This is a genomic window from Micromonospora sp. HUAS YX12, assembly GCF_040215685.1.
Taxonomy (GTDB): Bacteria; Actinomycetota; Actinomycetes; order Mycobacteriales; family Micromonosporaceae; genus Micromonospora; species Micromonospora tulbaghiae.
Window position 1 is genome coordinate 1,390,168 of the sequence record NZ_CP157974.1, and the last position, 14,294, is coordinate 1,404,461.

The window sequence follows — 14,294 nt, forward strand, 5'->3', positions numbered from 1 at the left end:
GCTCGTCATCGTGGTGACACACACCGGCCACCACCTCCCGTCTTCACTCACCGTGTTCACGTGAATTGCCTCTGTTGCATCGGCGGACGTGAGCCTATGCTCGCCCCTTGGGTACGACGCAACCCCCGATCAATTGGCGTCGGAGGCACCAGGCACAGAATCCGCAATGATCAGTACAGGTCAATACAAGTGGCGGCGACGGGGGCCCGGAGTGACAGTTCCGGGCGCGCTTCCGCATGCCCGGAGCGGGTCGGCGTGATCGCCCCGGGCCGGCACCGAGGAGGGATCGGCGTTGCGCACACGGCAATCCCGCCGATGGGAAATCTTCCTGCTCAGCGTCGTGCTGGTGGTCGGCTCGGCCGGCTGCGGCACCGAGCCGGAGGCGGCCACCCGTCCGCTGACCGGCCGCGCCGCCGCACCCGCCGCCCATTCCAGCGCCGAGGAGGACGCCGCCGGAAAAGCGGCTCTGGCCGCCTATTCCGGCTATCTCGACGCGTCCCGGACAGCCAGTGCGCGCAGCGATCCGTCCCATCCCGCTCTGACCCGTTTTCTGGCTGACCCACTGCTGACTCGGGTGCGAATGGCGATTCTCGATGCGAAGGAGCACGGCGCGATGCGTACCGGGAAACTGCTCTCCGACCCCGAGGTCGTCTCGATGGACCTGGCCGCCCGCCCGCCCACCGTCGAGATCCAGGACTGCCTGGACGCGAGCGGCTACCGGCTCGTCTACGCCAAGGACCGCAAGGCCGTGCCAGGCACCCGCGGCGGGCGATACCTGGCCACCGCCACAGCGGTCCGTTTCCCGGACGGCCGGTGGCTGGTCAACGGCGGCGCCGCGCACCAGGACCAGCCGTGCTGACCTGGGGAGGAAGGGGTGTCCCGGCCCGGCCGGCCCGGGCCGGGACGCCCCGCCGGCTGCTGCTCGCCGCCGGCCTGGCCGCGCTGCTGACGCTCACCGGCGCACCCGCCCGCGCCGCCGACCCCGGGGGCTCGTGCCCGCCGGAACAGACCGACTGCGACGTCTGGGACGACGACCCCGGCACCCCGGGCGGACCGGGTGGGCCGGGTGGCGGCGGAGACAACGGCGGCGGGGGCGGCAACGGCGGAAGCACCCCGAAGTGCCAGTGGAACGGCCGGGCCATCCCCTGCTACCACGAGGTTCTCGGCTGGTTCAACAACGCCGACGGCTGCTACTACAAGCTCGAGGAGCCGCAGGGCGAGGCGCCGCCCGGCCAACAGTGGTACCAGCTCACCTGCAACGGCGGCGACCTCGGCAGCATTCGGCGGGCGCTTCTCGACGCCCCGCCGCCCGGCTACGGCGCGCCGCCGGACCCGGAGGAACTGGCCCGCCGCGCGCTGGCCTCGATCTCGCTGCTCCCGCCCCGGGTCGCCGTGGCGCCCCGGCGCAGCCAGGGCCCCGGCCTGGTCGGGCTGCCGGTCTGGATGTGGGCCAGCCCGGGCTCGGCGTACTTCGGGCCGCTGTCCGCGTCCGCCTCCGACCGGGGACTGACCGTGGAGATCACCGCGAAGGTGGACCGGATCGTCTGGCACATGTCCGACGACATCGAGGTCACCTGCGACGGACCGGGCACGCCGTACCGGGCCGACGGGCCGGGGGCCGGCTCCACCTCGCCGGACTGCGGCCTCGACCAGGGCTACCCGAAGGCCGACACCTACCAGGTGAGCGCCACGACGTTCTGGACCGTCGAGTGGTCCGGCGGCGGGGAGAGCGGCGTGATCGCCCAGAGCCGGTCCAGCGGCGTCGTCCCGGTACAGATCAACGAGCTTCAGGTGGTGACCCGATGAGTGTCGTGGCAGCCCGCAACGGAACCCCGGTGGAGGCGCCCGTCGCGCCGCCGAAGGTGGTCCGGCAACGACGCGTCCGCCCCGGCCTGCTCGGCCTGGCGGTCCTGCTGATCGCCCTCGGCGGGCTGGGCGCGGCGTTCGCGGTCACCTCGGTCCGCTCCACCGGCACGTACCTGGCCGTGGCCCGGCCGGTCGACGTGGGACAGCAGCTCACCGCCGACGACCTGGTGCCGGTACGCGTCTCCGGCGGACGGGAACTCCAGCCGGTCGCCGCCGACCGGATGGACGAGGTGCTGGGGCTGCGGGCGGCCGTCCGGCTCACCCCGGGCACGCTGCTCACCCCGGCGCAGCTCACCGACGCCCCGCTGCTCGGCGCCGGCCAGCAGCAGATCGCGCTGGGGCTCGAACCCGAGCAGGTGCCGGCCCGCAAGCTGCACCCCGGCGACAAGGTGCTGCTCGTCAGCACGCCCTCGAACGCGACCGGCGGCGGCTCGGAGGCGTCCCGTGGCGGCGGCACCCGGTTCGAGGGCACCGTGATCGACACCGCCACGCCGCAGAACGGCGACGTGGTGGTCTACCTGGCACTGGCCGTACGGGACGTGCCGGCCGTCGTGGCGCTCGCCGCCGACGACCGGATCGCGCTCGTGCTCACCGAGGCGGCCTGATGGCGATCATCGCCCTGGTCTCGGCGAAGGGGTCGCCGGGCGTCACCACCGCCGCGCTCGCCGCCGCGCTGAGCTGGCACCGGCGGCTCGTGCTGGCCGAGTGCGACCCGGCGGGCGGCTCGATCCTCGCCGGTTACCTCGGCGGGACGCTGGACGGCCCGCGGGGCATCGGCGAGCTGGCAGTGGGTGAGCTGCGCGACGGCAGCCTGGAACACGCGTTCTGGTCCCAGCTGGTCGACCTGGACGCGCCCCGCCGCGAACGGCTGCTGCTACCCGGGGTGGTGGACCCGGCCCAGGCCGGCAGCGTGATCCCGCTCTGGCAGCGCTTCGCCGACTACTTCACCGGGCTGGAACGGGGCGAACCGCCGTACGACGTGCTGGTCGACTGTGGCCGGCTGGCAGTCGGCGGTCCACCGTGGCCGCTGCTGCGGGCCGCCGCGGTGGTGCTGCTGGTCACGCGCGCGCACCTGCCCGACCTGTCCGCCACCCGGGCCACCGCCCGCGCCGTCGAGCGGGATCTCACCGAGCACCGCGTACCGCCGGGCACACTGCGACTGCTGGTGGTCGGCGACGGGCACGGCACCAGCGAGATCAGCAAGGCGCTGCGGCTGCCGGTGATCGCCCGCCTGCCGCACGACCCGCGTACCGCCGAGGTGCTCGCCCACGGCGGCACCGTACGGGCCAACCGGCCGCTGATGCGCGCGGCCGGCGCCCTGGAGGTGCCGGTCCGGGCGCTGCTGGACCGGCGGCGCGCCCGGCTGGCCTGGCCCGGGGCGACCACACCGCGCGCGGTGACCGCGCCGAGCGTCCCGGGGGTGTCCGGTGCGGTTTGAGCCGGTCTCCCACGACCCGCGCGGGCAGCAGCCGGGCGTCGTCTCCACGGTGCCGCCGCTCGCACCGCCGAACGGACGGCACCACGTCCCCGGCCCCGTGCCCGCCGCGCCGGCGGCCCCACCGCCACGCCCCCGGGTCGACTTCGCGGTGGTCCGCGAGCTGCGCCGGGAGCTGAGCGAACGGCTCACCCACTGGCAGCGCGGACGCGAGTTCGACGCCGACGCCGAGGAGGTCGAGCGCGCCCGGCTGGCGGTCGCCGTGGTGTCCGCGTACGCCGACTCGGTACGCCGGGCCGGCACGCCGATGGCCGCCGACTCGGAACGGCTGCTGCTCGACCAGGTCACCGCCGAACTCGTCGGGCTGGGCCGCCTCCAGACGCTGCTCGTCGACGACAGCATCGAGGAGGTGCACATCCTCGGCTGCGACCAGGTACGCATCACCCGGCACGGCGGTGGCGTCGACTGGGCCGAGCCGATCGCCGAGACCGACGACGAGCTGGTGGAGATCCTTCAGGCGGCGGCCCGCCGGGCCGGGGCCACCGAGCGGTCGCTGTCCACGTCGAAGCCCACGCTCGACCTGCAACTGCCCGACGGCAGCCGGCTCGCCGCCGTGTTCCTGGTCAGCCACCGCCCGTACGCGGTGATCCGCAAGCACAACACGCTCGAGGTGAGCCTGGAGGACATCGCGGGCGGCCGGCCCGACCTGGACGAGATGATCGACCCGCTGCTGCGCGACTTCCTCCGCGCGTCCATGCGGGCCGGGCTGAACATCATGGTCGCCGGGCTCGCCGGGGCCGGGAAGACCACAGTCATCCGCGCGCTGATGGACGAGATCCCGGCCGACGAGCCGTACGTGCTGCTGGAGGAGAGCCGGGAACTCCTGCCGGCCCGGCGCGGGCACAAACACCGGGCGGTGATGAGTTTCGAGTCCCGGGAGGGGCACGGCGAGCGCGGCGCGGACGGGCGGCCGGCGGGTGAGGTCAGCATCGCCGACCTGATCCCGGTGTCGCTACGGATGGGCGTGCTGCGGATCATCGTCGGCGAGGTGCGGTCCCGGGAGATCGTGCCGATGCTCCAGGCGATGACCACGAGCCGCGGGTCGATGTGCACCATCCACGCGCGTACCCCCTCGGGGGTGAGCGAACGCATCATCGAGCTGGCGCTGTCGCACGGCCGAGAGATGACAGTCGACCAGGCCCGCCGGATGGCCGGCAACGCGCTCGACCTGATCGTCTACGTCACGGTCGAGGACGAGACCGCGATCGGCGGCCGCAAGCACCGTTTCGTCTCGCACGTCGAGGAGGTCATCGGCGTCGGCGAGGGCAACCGGATCACCACGACGACCGTCTTCGGCCCGGGGCCGGACGGCCGTGCGGTCCCCCGCCACCTGCCCGAACGCATCCGCGACCAGTTGCTGCGCGTCGGCTACGACGCCCGCCTGCTCACCCGGTTCGTCGAGGCCGGTATGGGCGCGTGGCGGCGGCCCCGGCACACCCGCCTGGGGGCGCGGCCGAGCGGAGGCCCGGCGTGACGCAGATCGAACTGATCGCCCTGGTCTCCGGCGCCGCCTGCGTGGCCGGGCTCGTGCTGACCGTCGTCGCGCTCGTCGGCACCCGCCGCCCGCCCGGTCCGGCGCCCGGCACCGGGCCGGGCCTGAGCCGCCTCTGGACCGGTTCCGGCGCGAGCCGCGCCGACCAGCGCCGGTACCAGCTCCTGCTCGGCGCCGCGGTGGTCGCCGGGGCGGTGGCGTTCCTGCTCACCGGGCTGCCGGTGGTGGGCCTGCTGGTGGCGCTCGCGGTGCCGGGCGTGCCGTGGCTGTTCGCGGTCGGCCGGGCCGAGCAGCGGGCCATCGCCCGGGTCGAAGCCGTAGGCGAGTGGACCCGCCGGCTCAAGGACATCTCGGCCACGGGCCAGGGACTCCAGCAGGCGATCATCGGCACCATCGCCACCGCGCCGGAGGAGATCCAGGAGGAGGTACGCACGCTCGCCGCCCGCCTCCAGGCCGGCTGGCTGGCCCGCTCCGCCCTGCTCGCCTTCGCCGACGAGATCGCCGACCCGGTCGCCGACCAGGTGGTGGCCGCGCTGATCCTGCACCTCACCGACCGGGGTGAGCGCCTCGGCGACGTGCTCGGGTCGATCGCCACCGCCGCCTCGGCCGAGGTGGCGACCCGGCGCGAGGTCGAGGCGAAGCGCACCCAGCCCCGGTTCGCGGTCCGCTTCCTCACCGGCATGACGCTGGCGACGCTCGCGTACGGGCTGGTGAACAGCGACTACATCCGTCCGTACGGGACGGTGACGGGTCAGCTCGTGATGGCGGTGCTCGGCGCGGCGTTCGTCGGCCTGCTGGTCTGGGTGCGCTCGATGAGCCAGCCGCCCCGGCCGGCGCGGTTCCTGCCGGCGCCCGACCCGGAGGAGGCGATCGCATGATCCTGAACTGGCAGATGGCGATCGCGGTGCTCGGCGGGTGCGCGGTCGGGCTCGGGCTGTTCCTGGTCGTACGCGAGGCGCTGCCGGCCACCCCGGCACTCGGCCCGGCGCTGCGCCGGCTGCACCAGCCGCCCGGCCAGGCTCCGGCCGCCGGTGCCGGGCCGGACTGGCTCGGCGGGTTCGCCCGCTGGCTGCGCCCGCCGCACCGGCAGCTCGCCCTGCTCGACCGCACCCCGGAGCAGTACGCGCTGTCGGTGCTGCTCTCCGCGCTCGTCGGGTTCGCCACCCCGGCGGTCGCCTCAGCGGTGCTTGTCGTCGGCGGGGTGGCGCTGCCGGTGGCCGTACCGGTGGTGGCCAGCCTGGGCCTGGCGCTCGGCGCCGGACTGCTGGCGCACCGCGCGGTGCTGGCCAAGGCCGACGCCGCCCGGGACGAGTTCCGCCAGGCGGTCTGCACCTACCTCGACCTGGTGGCGTTGCAGCTGTCCGCCGCGCACGGCCCGGTGCAGTCGCTGGAGCGCGCGGCGGCGGTCTGCGACGGCTGGGTCTTCGACCGGATCCGGGAGGCGCTGCGGCTCGCCCAGCTCCAGATGCACTCGCCCTGGGACGAGTTGCAGGAGCTGGCCGAGCGGGTCGGCATCCCGGAGCTGGGCGACGTGGGCGCAATCATGCGCTCCTCCGGCAGCGAGGGCGCCCAGGTGCACGAGACGTTGCGGTCCCGCGCCGACTCGCTGCGCGACCAGATCCGCACCGACAACCTGGCCCGGGCCGAGGGGGTCACCAGCAAGTTGGACATCCCCGGCTCGCTGCTGGTGTTCGTCCTGCTCGGCTTCGCCGTCTATCCGTTCCTCGCCCGTCTGTGAACCCACCTTGGAGAAGGAGACGACCATGCACCTCTACGCCTACCTGTACGTGGCGGTGAGCACTCGCCTCGCCGAGCTGCGCCGGGACTCCGAGCGCGGCGACAGCCCGGTGCCGACCGCGGTGATCATCTTCGGCCTGGTGGCGGTGGCCATGGCGGTCACCGGGCTCGCCCTGGCCAAGGCGAACAACTGGATGGAGGCCATCCCGAACAACACGCAGCCGAAGGCGCCGTGATGCCCCGCCCCGCCCGTACGGTCCGGAGGCGGCCGGCGTCTGCCGGCCGGCCCGCCGGCCCGCCCGGTCCGGGGCGGATCGCCGCTGCCCTGCGCGTCCGCCTGGCCGAGGGCGAGCGGGGCGCCAACCCGGTCGAGCTGGCCGTGGTGATGCCGGTGATCCTGGTGATGCTGTTCGGCTCGATCCAGGTCGCCGTCTGGTTCGTGGCCCGGTCCACCGCGCTGAACGCGGCGCAGACCGCCGTGAACGCGCAGCGCACGATCGACGCCGGGCCGGACGCCGGACGGCAGCGGGCGATCAGCTTCCTGCAACAGTCCGGAGACTGGCTGGTCGACTGGGAGCAGACCGGCCCGGCCTGCGTCGAGACCGCCACCGCTGTCACCTGCACGGTGCAGGGACGCTCCCTGTCGGTCATCCCGGGCGTCTCGTTCGAGGTCACGCAGACCGCGCACGGCCCGGCCGAACGCTGGACCACCGGATGAGCGCCGGGCCGCGGCGGGACCGGGGTTCCGTCTCGATCGAGGTGGCGGTGCTCGCGCCCGCCTTCATCGGGCTGATGGTGCTGGCCGGCGTGGCCGGGCGGACCGCGGTCGCGGACGAGGCGGTGGAGTCGGCCGCCCACGACGCCGCCCGGGCCGCCTCGCTCGCCCGCAACGCCGACGACGGTGCGGAGGCCGCCGAGGAGGCGGCCCAGGACCAGCTCGGCTGGGCGGTGCTGAACTGCACCGGCCCACCCCAGATCGATCTCGCGGGCTCGGTGGCCGGGACGACGACGAGCTTCGCCGCCGCGTACGCAAGCGCCGCAGGCGTGCCGGCGACCGTGACGGTCACGGTGACCTGCACCGTCTCCTTCGACGACCTGAGCGCGCCCGGCCTGCCCGGCGTGCCGGGTGGCAAGACCGTCTCGGCGAGATTCACCTCGCCGCTGGACACCTACCGGAGTCGCGGATGACCGGGCGGCGCGAGGCGGAGAACGGCCGGGTGAGCCTCTTCCTGGCCGTGGCGATGACCGGCGTACTCGCGATCATCGGCCTCGCCTACGACGGCGCCGGTCAACTGCGCACGCTCCAGCGCGCGGACAACCTGGCCGCCGAGGCGGCCCGCGCCGGCGGTCAGATGATCGACCGCGCGCAGGCCATCGAGGGCGGCCCGAAGCAGATCGACCAGGTCGCCGCCCGAGCCGCAGTCGCCGCCTACCTCGGCGCCGCGGGCGGCGTCCAGGACCACGAGGTCGACTTCCCCGTGGTCGGCGCCGAGACCCAGATCCGGGTGAGCGTGCAGATCACCTACAGCCGGGATCTGCTGAGTCTGTTCGGCGCACAGAAGACCGCCATCGTCACCGGTGAGGCCACCGCTCGGGCGCTCACCGGCCCACCGTAGGAAGGAAGGCCGCCATGCGTGCAGCCCGACGCTCCCCTGTCCGCCGCGCCGGCCAGGTCCTCACCGGGCTCGGCGCCCTCGTCGTGCTCGTCGGGGTGCTGGCCGGCGGGCCGGTCGCGTTGCTGGCGTTCGCCGGCAACCCGCTGCCGGACCATCTGCCCACGCTGGCCGAGGTCGGTACGGCGTTGACCAGCCGCGACGACGGCCGGCTGTTCCTGCGGGCGCTGGCGGTGGTGGGCTGGTTCGGCTGGGCCACGTTCGCGTTCTCCGTGCTGGTGGAACTGCTCGCGGCGGCGGTACGCCGACCGGCGCCGAAGCTGCCCGGCATGCACCGCCAGCAGAAGGCGGCCGCCGCGCTCGTCGGTTCGGTCGCGCTGATCCTGGTCGCGAGCCCGGCCGCGGCGAGCGCCGCCGCGCTGACCGCCCCGCAACCGGTCGTCGCGGCTTCCGCCGTCACCGCCCCGAGCCAGGTCGCGCCGTCGGCCCCGGTGGCGGCGGAGACGAGCGAACCGGCTGTATACCGGGTCGCCAAGGGCGACTACCTGGGCGAGGTGGCCGACCGCTACCTGGACGACTTCGACAGATACAAGGAACTGGCCCGGCTCAACCGGCTCGCCGACCCGGACCGGATCCGCCCGGGTCAGCTCATCACGCTGCCGGAGGGCGCGACGGATTCGGGTGCCCGGCGGCACGCCACCGGACGGGTCGTGGTCACCAAGCCGGCCCAGACGGCACCGGTCAAGCCCGGTGGCGGCGGCGCCTCCTCGACCACCCCGAAGGCGAAGCCCAAGCCCACGCCGCGCGACGCGACGCCCACCGTGGAGGCGCCTGCCGGTCAGCCGCCGGCCATGTCGGCGGGCGCGTCCCGGGCCACCGCCGAGGAGGGGATCAACCGTCCGCTCGCCATCTCGGCGGTGCTGGCCGTGGCGAGCATCGTGGGCGCGCAGATCGGCGCGCTGCTCGGGTTGCGCAAGCGGCCGGTGCCCGCCCGCGCGCTGTCGAGCGGACGGCACCGGCGGGACTGACTCAGGGCAGCCGGGCCTCGACCCGGCCGGACACCACGCGGCTGGGCAGCACGATCTGGTCGTTCGCGGCCGGGCCGTGCACCACCTCGCCGCCGTCGAGCCGGAACGCGCTGCCATGCCAGGGGCAGACCACGCAGGCATGGCCGTCGATCTGCTCCACCGTGCCCTCGCCGAGCGGGCCGCTCTGGTGCGGGCAGCGCTCCAGCATCACGCTGACGTCGTCGCCGTCCCGGTAGAGGATCACCGAGACGTCGTCGATCTTCTTGGTGACCAGTTCGTGCCGGGGCAGGCTGCTCAGGTCGCCGACCCGGTGCCAGCCGTCGCTGATCAGGTGCAGCTCGGAGACGCTCTGGCTGGCCTGGGCGCCCTGCTTGTACGCCAGGTGCCCACCCAGGTACGCCCCGCCGCTCGCGGCGGACAGCCCCAGGTAGGACAGCGTCCGGCCGAGGCCGTGCCGCCCGTTGAGCCGGGCCGCCAGCGAGCCGGCGAACAACGCCAGACCGACCGTGTTGGCGGCGGCGTGCACCAGCCCGACCCGGCGCTGGTCGCGGGAGAGCGTGGCCCAGTCGTTGAGCCCGGCGACCGCCGCGGGCAGCGCGCTGACCGTACCGAGACCCACCAGGGCGGTGGCGGCCCGGCGCTGGCCGGGCAGCAGGTCCACCACGGCGGCGGAGATCCAGGCGCCGACCGGCACCTGCACCATCGCGGGGTGCAGCGGATGGCCGAGCCACACCCCGTGCAGGGCGTCGCGTACCCGCTGCGAGCGCAGCGTGCCCTGGACGGCGCGCTGCAACCGGTCACCCACCCGGTCGAGACCGGTGGCCTGTTCGATCTTCGTCAGTAGTTCGCGCACCCGGTCCGACTTCCCGGCAGGAGAGCCCCCAAACCGGACGCCCGGGAATTCCCTCGCACGGAACCCCCACTGGATATACTCAAGCGGCTGGCCGTATATAGGGAGCCGCGATGACCAAGATCCTGGTGGATGTCGACGACGAGGCGCTGGCGGATGCCGCCGAGGCATTCGGCACGAAGACCAAGAAGGACACGGTGAACGTCGCTCTCCGCGAGGGCGCGGCGAGACTGCGCCGCGCCCGGGCGCTGGCGGAACTGGCCGAGCGCGGGCAGGCCGGCGACTTCGACGAACTGCTCGACAAGGGCGCCTACCGCTCGTGAAGATGGCCGACTACCTGATCGACACCAGCGCCCTCGTCCGGCTCCTGCGTGATCCCGACGTGCTGGCGCGCTGGGACCAGCAGGTGACGGCGGGCCTGCTCGCCGTGTGCCCCCTGGTCGAGCTGGAATTCCTCTACACCGCCCGGTCCGTCGCCGACCGGACGCGCCTGGCGGAGCAGCTCCGGGCCGCCTTCGGCTGGGTGGTGATGCCGGACCGGATCTACGAGCGCGCCGCCGAGATCCAGGGCGAGCTGACCGCGCGGGGGACGCACCGATCGGCGGGCGCGGTCGACCTGCTCATCGCCGCCACCGCCGAGCACCACGGGCTCTCGCTGCTGCACTACGACCGGGACTTCGACCAGGTCGGCGCCGTCACCGGCCAGCCGATGCGCTGGCTGACCCGGCCCGGCACGATCAAATAGGCCGTAGCCACGACGGCGCCGTCGCGGGCATGCTGAGCCCATGGGGGTACGCGTCGAGCACGCCGGTGCCGTGACCACTGTGATCCTGGACCGGCCCGAGGCCCGTAACGCCGTGGACGGGCCCACCGCACGAGCCCTGGCCGACGCGTTCCGCGCGTTCGACGCCGACCCGGACGCGGCGGTCGCCGTGCTCTGGGGAGCGGGCGGCACGTTCTGCTCCGGCGCCGACCTCAAGGCCGTCGGCACACCGCGCGGCAACCGCGTCGAGCCCGACGGCGACGGGCCGATGGGCCCCACCCGGATGCGGCTGTCCAAGCCGGTGATCGCCGCGATCTCCGGGTACGCGGTGGCGGGCGGGCTGGAACTGGCGCTCTGGTGCGACCTGCGGGTGGCCGAGTCGGACGCGACGCTCGGCGTGTTCTGCCGACGCTGGGGCGTACCGCTGATCGACGGCGGGACGGTCCGGCTGCCCCGGCTGATCGGCGAGAGCCGCGCGATGGACCTGATCCTCACCGGCCGCCCGGTGCGCGCCGACGAGGCGTACGCGATGGGCCTGGTCAACCGGCTGGTCGCGCCGGGTGAGGCCCGCGCGGCGGCCGAGGAGCTGGCCGTCGGAATCGCCCGGTCCCCGCAGACGTGCCTGCGCAACGACCGGGCGGCGGTGCTGGACGGCGCGGGGCTGCCCGAGCCGGAGGCGATGGCGGCCGAGCTGGCCCACGGCCTGGAGTCGCTGGCGGTGGACGGGGTACGCGGCGCCGGCCGGTTCGCCGACGGGGCCGGCCGGCACGGCGCGCCGGCCGGCTGAGGCGTCACTTCAGCGCGCGCAGCGCGTCCTCGATGGCCCTGTGGAACGTCGGGTACGCGTAGATCATGTGCCGGAGCCGGCTGATCGGCACTGCGGCGTGCACCGCCACGACGAGCGCGGAGAGCACCTCGCCGCCGGCCGGTCCGGCCGAGGTGGCGCCGACGAGGACGCCCTGGTCGGCGTCGGCGATCAGCTTGATGAACCCGGCGTTGCCGGTCTTGTGGATCCAGCCCCGGGCCGACGAGGTGAGGTCGGCGTATCCGACCTGGACGTTGACGCCGCGCTCGCGGGCCTGGTGCTCGGTGAGGCCGACGGCCCCGACCTCGGGATCGGTGAACGTGACCCGGGGCAGCGCCCGGTAGTCGGCGACCGGGAAGCTGCCCGGCGCGACAGTCGACCCGCCCGCGCTCATCGCGCCGCCGACCACACTCGCGGTGCCGCTGGCGTCCGGGCCTCCCTTGGTGCGCCGGATGTGGTCGAGCACGTCCGCCACCACGATGCCGGCCTGGTACATGGCGATGTGGGTGAACGCGCCCTCGCCGGTGAGGTCGCCGACCGCCCAGATCCCGTCGGTGACGTGCATCCGGTCGTTCACCGGCAGGTAGCGCTGCCCGGTGTCCACCCCGACGGTGTCCAGGCCCAGCTCCTCCAGGTGCGCCTTACGGCCGGTCACCACGAGCAGCTTCTCGCCGGTGAACTCGGCGCCGTCGGCGTGCACGGTGAACGCGTCGCCGTCGTGGCCGACCCGGCCGGCCTGGACCCCGGTGTGGATCTCCACCCCGTCGGCGCGCAGCGCGTCGGCGGCGAGCGCGGACGCCTCCGGCTCCTCGACGGCGAGCACCCGGTCGGCCGCCTCGATCACCGTCACCCGGACGCCGAACCGGGCGAAGACCTGGGCGAGTTCCAGCCCGATCGCGCCGCCGCCGAGCACCAGCAGCGAGGCGGGCAGTTCCTCCACCTCGATGGCCTGGTGGTTGGTCCAGTACGGCGTGTCGGCGAGCCCGTCGATCGGCGGGACCGAGGGCCGGGTGCCGGTCCCGAGGACCACGCCGTAGCGGGCCTGGAACACCTGGTCGCCGACGCGTACGCGGTTCGGGCCGTCGAGCCGTCCGCTGCCCCGGACGAACCGGCCGCCCTTGCCGGTGAACCGGTCCACCGCCACCTTGTCGTCCCAGGTGTCGGTGGCCTCGGCCCGGATCCGCTTCGCCACCGGCGCCCAGTCGGGCTGCACCTGGGCGGACCCGGCCAGCTCGTTGACCCGGTGCGCCTCGGCCAGCGCGTTCGCCGCCCGGATCATCATCTTGCTCGGCACGCACCCCCAGTAGGGGCACTCGCCACCGACCAGGTTCCGTTCGATGCCGACCACGGTGAGGCCGGCCTCGGCGAGCCGCCCGGCCACCTCCTCGCCGCCGACGCCGAGCCCGACCACTACTACGTCCACCAGTTCCGGCTCCGCCATCCCGCAAGCATTCCGCACCTTCGGGACACCGGCCACCGCACCGGCCCGGAATTGCCGCGCCGGTAACGAACGTGACCGCCTACCGTGACCGCATGCACGCGCGCTTCGCCCCGGTCCGGGACTGCTTCCACGACCTCTTCGCCGCCGGCCGGGAGACCGGCGCCGCGCTGACGGTGTGGCACGACGGCGTACCGGTGATCGAGCTGGTGGGCGGCACCTCGGCGGCGGTCCCGCCGGGCGTGGTGGTGCCGGCCGTCGGCGCGGACCGTCCGTGGCGGCCGGACACGCTCGTCGACGTCTACTCGGTGGGCAAGCCGGTGGTGGCGCTCTGCCTGCTGCTGCTGGTCGACCGGGGCCAGGTGGATCTGGACGCGCCGGTGGCCGCGTACTGGCCGGGGTTCCGCACCCCGGCGACCGTGCGGCAGGTGCTCGCCCACACCGCCGGGCTGCCCGCCTTCCCGGTGCCCCGGCCCGCCGCCGCGATCACCGACTGGGACCTGCTCTGCGCCGACCTGGCCGCCGCCGAGCCCGAGTGGACGCCGGGCGCCGTCGCGGGCGAGCACGCCTGGACGTACGGGCACCTGGTGGGTGAGGTGGTCCGCCGGGTCGACGGGCGGTCGGTGGGCCGTTTCCTGGCCGAGGAGATCGCTGGTCCGTGGCGGCTGGACCTGGCTTTCGGCCTGGGACCGGCGGACCGGCGGCGCTGCGCCGACCTGTCCTACGGCGACCCCGGCTGGCCGGACCTGGTCCGCGACGAGCCGGGCTCGCTGCGCGCCCGCGCGCTGGACAACCCGCCGGGCGGGCGGGACGTCGCCGTGGTGAACGGCGACCGCTGGCGGGCCGCCGAGATCCCGGCGGTGAACCTGCACGCCACCGCGTCGGCGCTGGCCCGGCTCTACGCCGGGCTGCTGGCCGGCGGCACGCTCGACGGGGTACGCCTGTTCAGCCCAGGCCTGGTCGCCGAGGCGACCCGGGTGCAGTACGCCGGCCCGGACCTGGTGCTGGACCGGACGGCGCACTGGACGCTGGGCATGCAGTGGGAGCCGGACGGCAGCTGGGGCATGGGTGGGATCGGCGGCAGCAGCGCCTGGGCCGACCCCGGCCGCGGCTACACCTTCGCGTACGCGACCGCCCGGCTGGCCGACCACGACCGGGTGGAGGATCTGGTCGAGGCGTTGCACTCCTGCCTCTGACCTGACGTCAC

Annotated in this window: 18 protein-coding genes; 16 read left to right on the forward strand and 2 right to left on the reverse strand. The window is 74.5% G+C overall.

Annotation, left to right across the window (positions count from 1 at the left end; all coding sequences use genetic code 11):
- Window positions 1-292: 292 nt before the first annotated feature.
- From ABIH81_RS06925 to ABIH81_RS06980, 12 genes are read left to right on the forward strand one after another with little or no spacing between them, the layout of a single operon-like run.
- Window positions 293-859, forward strand: a complete 567-nt coding sequence (locus ABIH81_RS06925) for a hypothetical protein (RefSeq protein ID WP_349879544.1) — start codon at window positions 293-295, stop codon at window positions 857-859.
- Window positions 853-1,806, forward strand: coding sequence for a hypothetical protein (locus ABIH81_RS06930; protein WP_349879545.1), 954 nt, complete (start codon window positions 853-855; stop codon window positions 1,804-1,806). Before ABIH81_RS06925 ends, ABIH81_RS06930 begins: the two co-directional genes overlap by 7 nt.
- Window positions 1,803-2,471: an SAF domain-containing protein gene (locus ABIH81_RS06935; RefSeq protein WP_349879546.1), complete on the forward strand. Its 669-nt coding sequence runs from the start codon at window positions 1,803-1,805 to the stop codon at window positions 2,469-2,471. The genes ABIH81_RS06930 and ABIH81_RS06935 overlap by 4 nt, the downstream gene beginning before the upstream one ends.
- The gene (locus ABIH81_RS06940; RefSeq protein WP_349879547.1) at window positions 2,471-3,304 is read left to right on the forward strand and encodes a ParA family protein; all 834 of its coding nucleotides are present in this window, start codon (window positions 2,471-2,473) and stop codon (window positions 3,302-3,304) included. The genes ABIH81_RS06935 and ABIH81_RS06940 overlap by 1 nt, the downstream gene beginning before the upstream one ends.
- Entirely contained in the window at window positions 3,294-4,835 is a 1,542-nt protein-coding gene (locus ABIH81_RS06945) for a CpaF/VirB11 family protein (protein ID WP_349879548.1), read from the forward strand. Before ABIH81_RS06940 ends, ABIH81_RS06945 begins: the two co-directional genes overlap by 11 nt.
- Window positions 4,832-5,731: a type II secretion system F family protein gene (locus ABIH81_RS06950; protein WP_349879549.1), complete on the forward strand. Its 900-nt coding sequence runs from the start codon at window positions 4,832-4,834 to the stop codon at window positions 5,729-5,731. Before ABIH81_RS06945 ends, ABIH81_RS06950 begins: the two co-directional genes overlap by 4 nt.
- Window positions 5,728-6,591: a type II secretion system F family protein gene (locus tag ABIH81_RS06955; protein WP_349879550.1), complete on the forward strand. Its 864-nt coding sequence runs from the start codon at window positions 5,728-5,730 to the stop codon at window positions 6,589-6,591. Before ABIH81_RS06950 ends, ABIH81_RS06955 begins: the two co-directional genes overlap by 4 nt.
- A 25-nt stretch (window positions 6,592-6,616) precedes the next feature.
- A complete protein-coding gene (locus tag ABIH81_RS06960) occupies window positions 6,617-6,826 on the forward strand; it encodes a hypothetical protein (protein WP_349879551.1) in 210 nt (69 codons plus the stop codon).
- Window positions 6,826-7,308 (forward strand): TadE family protein, encoded by a 483-nt coding sequence (locus ABIH81_RS06965; protein ID WP_349879552.1) that lies wholly within the window; start codon window positions 6,826-6,828, stop codon window positions 7,306-7,308. Before ABIH81_RS06960 ends, ABIH81_RS06965 begins: the two co-directional genes overlap by 1 nt.
- Window positions 7,305-7,778, forward strand: coding sequence for a TadE/TadG family type IV pilus assembly protein (locus ABIH81_RS06970; protein ID WP_349879553.1), 474 nt, complete (start codon window positions 7,305-7,307; stop codon window positions 7,776-7,778). Before ABIH81_RS06965 ends, ABIH81_RS06970 begins: the two co-directional genes overlap by 4 nt.
- Window positions 7,775-8,206 (forward strand): pilus assembly protein TadG-related protein, encoded by a 432-nt coding sequence (locus ABIH81_RS06975; RefSeq protein WP_349879554.1) that lies wholly within the window; start codon window positions 7,775-7,777, stop codon window positions 8,204-8,206. Before ABIH81_RS06970 ends, ABIH81_RS06975 begins: the two co-directional genes overlap by 4 nt.
- A 14-nt stretch (window positions 8,207-8,220) precedes the next feature.
- Window positions 8,221-9,231, forward strand: a complete 1,011-nt coding sequence (locus ABIH81_RS06980) for a LysM peptidoglycan-binding domain-containing protein (RefSeq protein WP_349879555.1) — start codon at window positions 8,221-8,223, stop codon at window positions 9,229-9,231.
- A 1-nt stretch (window position 9,232) separates the two neighbouring features.
- Here the strand turns inward: ABIH81_RS06980 and ABIH81_RS06985 are convergent, their stop codons facing one another.
- Complete coding sequence (locus ABIH81_RS06985) at window positions 9,233-10,084, reverse strand: Rieske 2Fe-2S domain-containing protein (protein ID WP_349879556.1); 852 nt, start codon at window positions 10,082-10,084, stop codon at window positions 9,233-9,235.
- A 110-nt stretch (window positions 10,085-10,194) separates the two neighbouring features.
- Between ABIH81_RS06985 and ABIH81_RS06990 the strand changes: the two genes are divergently transcribed.
- From ABIH81_RS06990 to ABIH81_RS07000, 3 genes are read left to right on the forward strand one after another with little or no spacing between them, the layout of a single operon-like run.
- The gene (locus ABIH81_RS06990; RefSeq protein WP_030500628.1) at window positions 10,195-10,404 is read left to right on the forward strand and encodes a type II toxin-antitoxin system VapB family antitoxin; all 210 of its coding nucleotides are present in this window, start codon (window positions 10,195-10,197) and stop codon (window positions 10,402-10,404) included.
- A 2-nt stretch (window positions 10,405-10,406) separates the two neighbouring features.
- A complete protein-coding gene (locus ABIH81_RS06995; protein WP_349879557.1) occupies window positions 10,407-10,826 on the forward strand; it encodes a PIN domain nuclease in 420 nt (139 codons plus the stop codon).
- 40 nt (window positions 10,827-10,866) lie between these two features.
- On the forward strand, window positions 10,867-11,631 hold the full coding sequence (locus tag ABIH81_RS07000) for a crotonase/enoyl-CoA hydratase family protein (RefSeq protein WP_349879558.1): 765 nt from the start codon (window positions 10,867-10,869) through the stop codon (window positions 11,629-11,631).
- Between the two features lie 4 nt (window positions 11,632-11,635).
- Here ABIH81_RS07000 and ABIH81_RS07005 read toward each other — a convergent pair whose 3' ends face one another.
- Window positions 11,636-13,090 (reverse strand): FAD-dependent oxidoreductase, encoded by a 1,455-nt coding sequence (locus ABIH81_RS07005; protein WP_349879559.1) that lies wholly within the window; start codon window positions 13,088-13,090, stop codon window positions 11,636-11,638.
- Between the two features lie 92 nt (window positions 13,091-13,182).
- On the opposite strand from ABIH81_RS07005, the gene ABIH81_RS07010 reads away from it, so the two are divergent.
- Window positions 13,183-14,283 (forward strand): serine hydrolase domain-containing protein, encoded by a 1,101-nt coding sequence (locus tag ABIH81_RS07010; protein ID WP_349879560.1) that lies wholly within the window; start codon window positions 13,183-13,185, stop codon window positions 14,281-14,283.
- The last annotated feature ends 11 nt before the right edge of the window (window positions 14,284-14,294 follow it).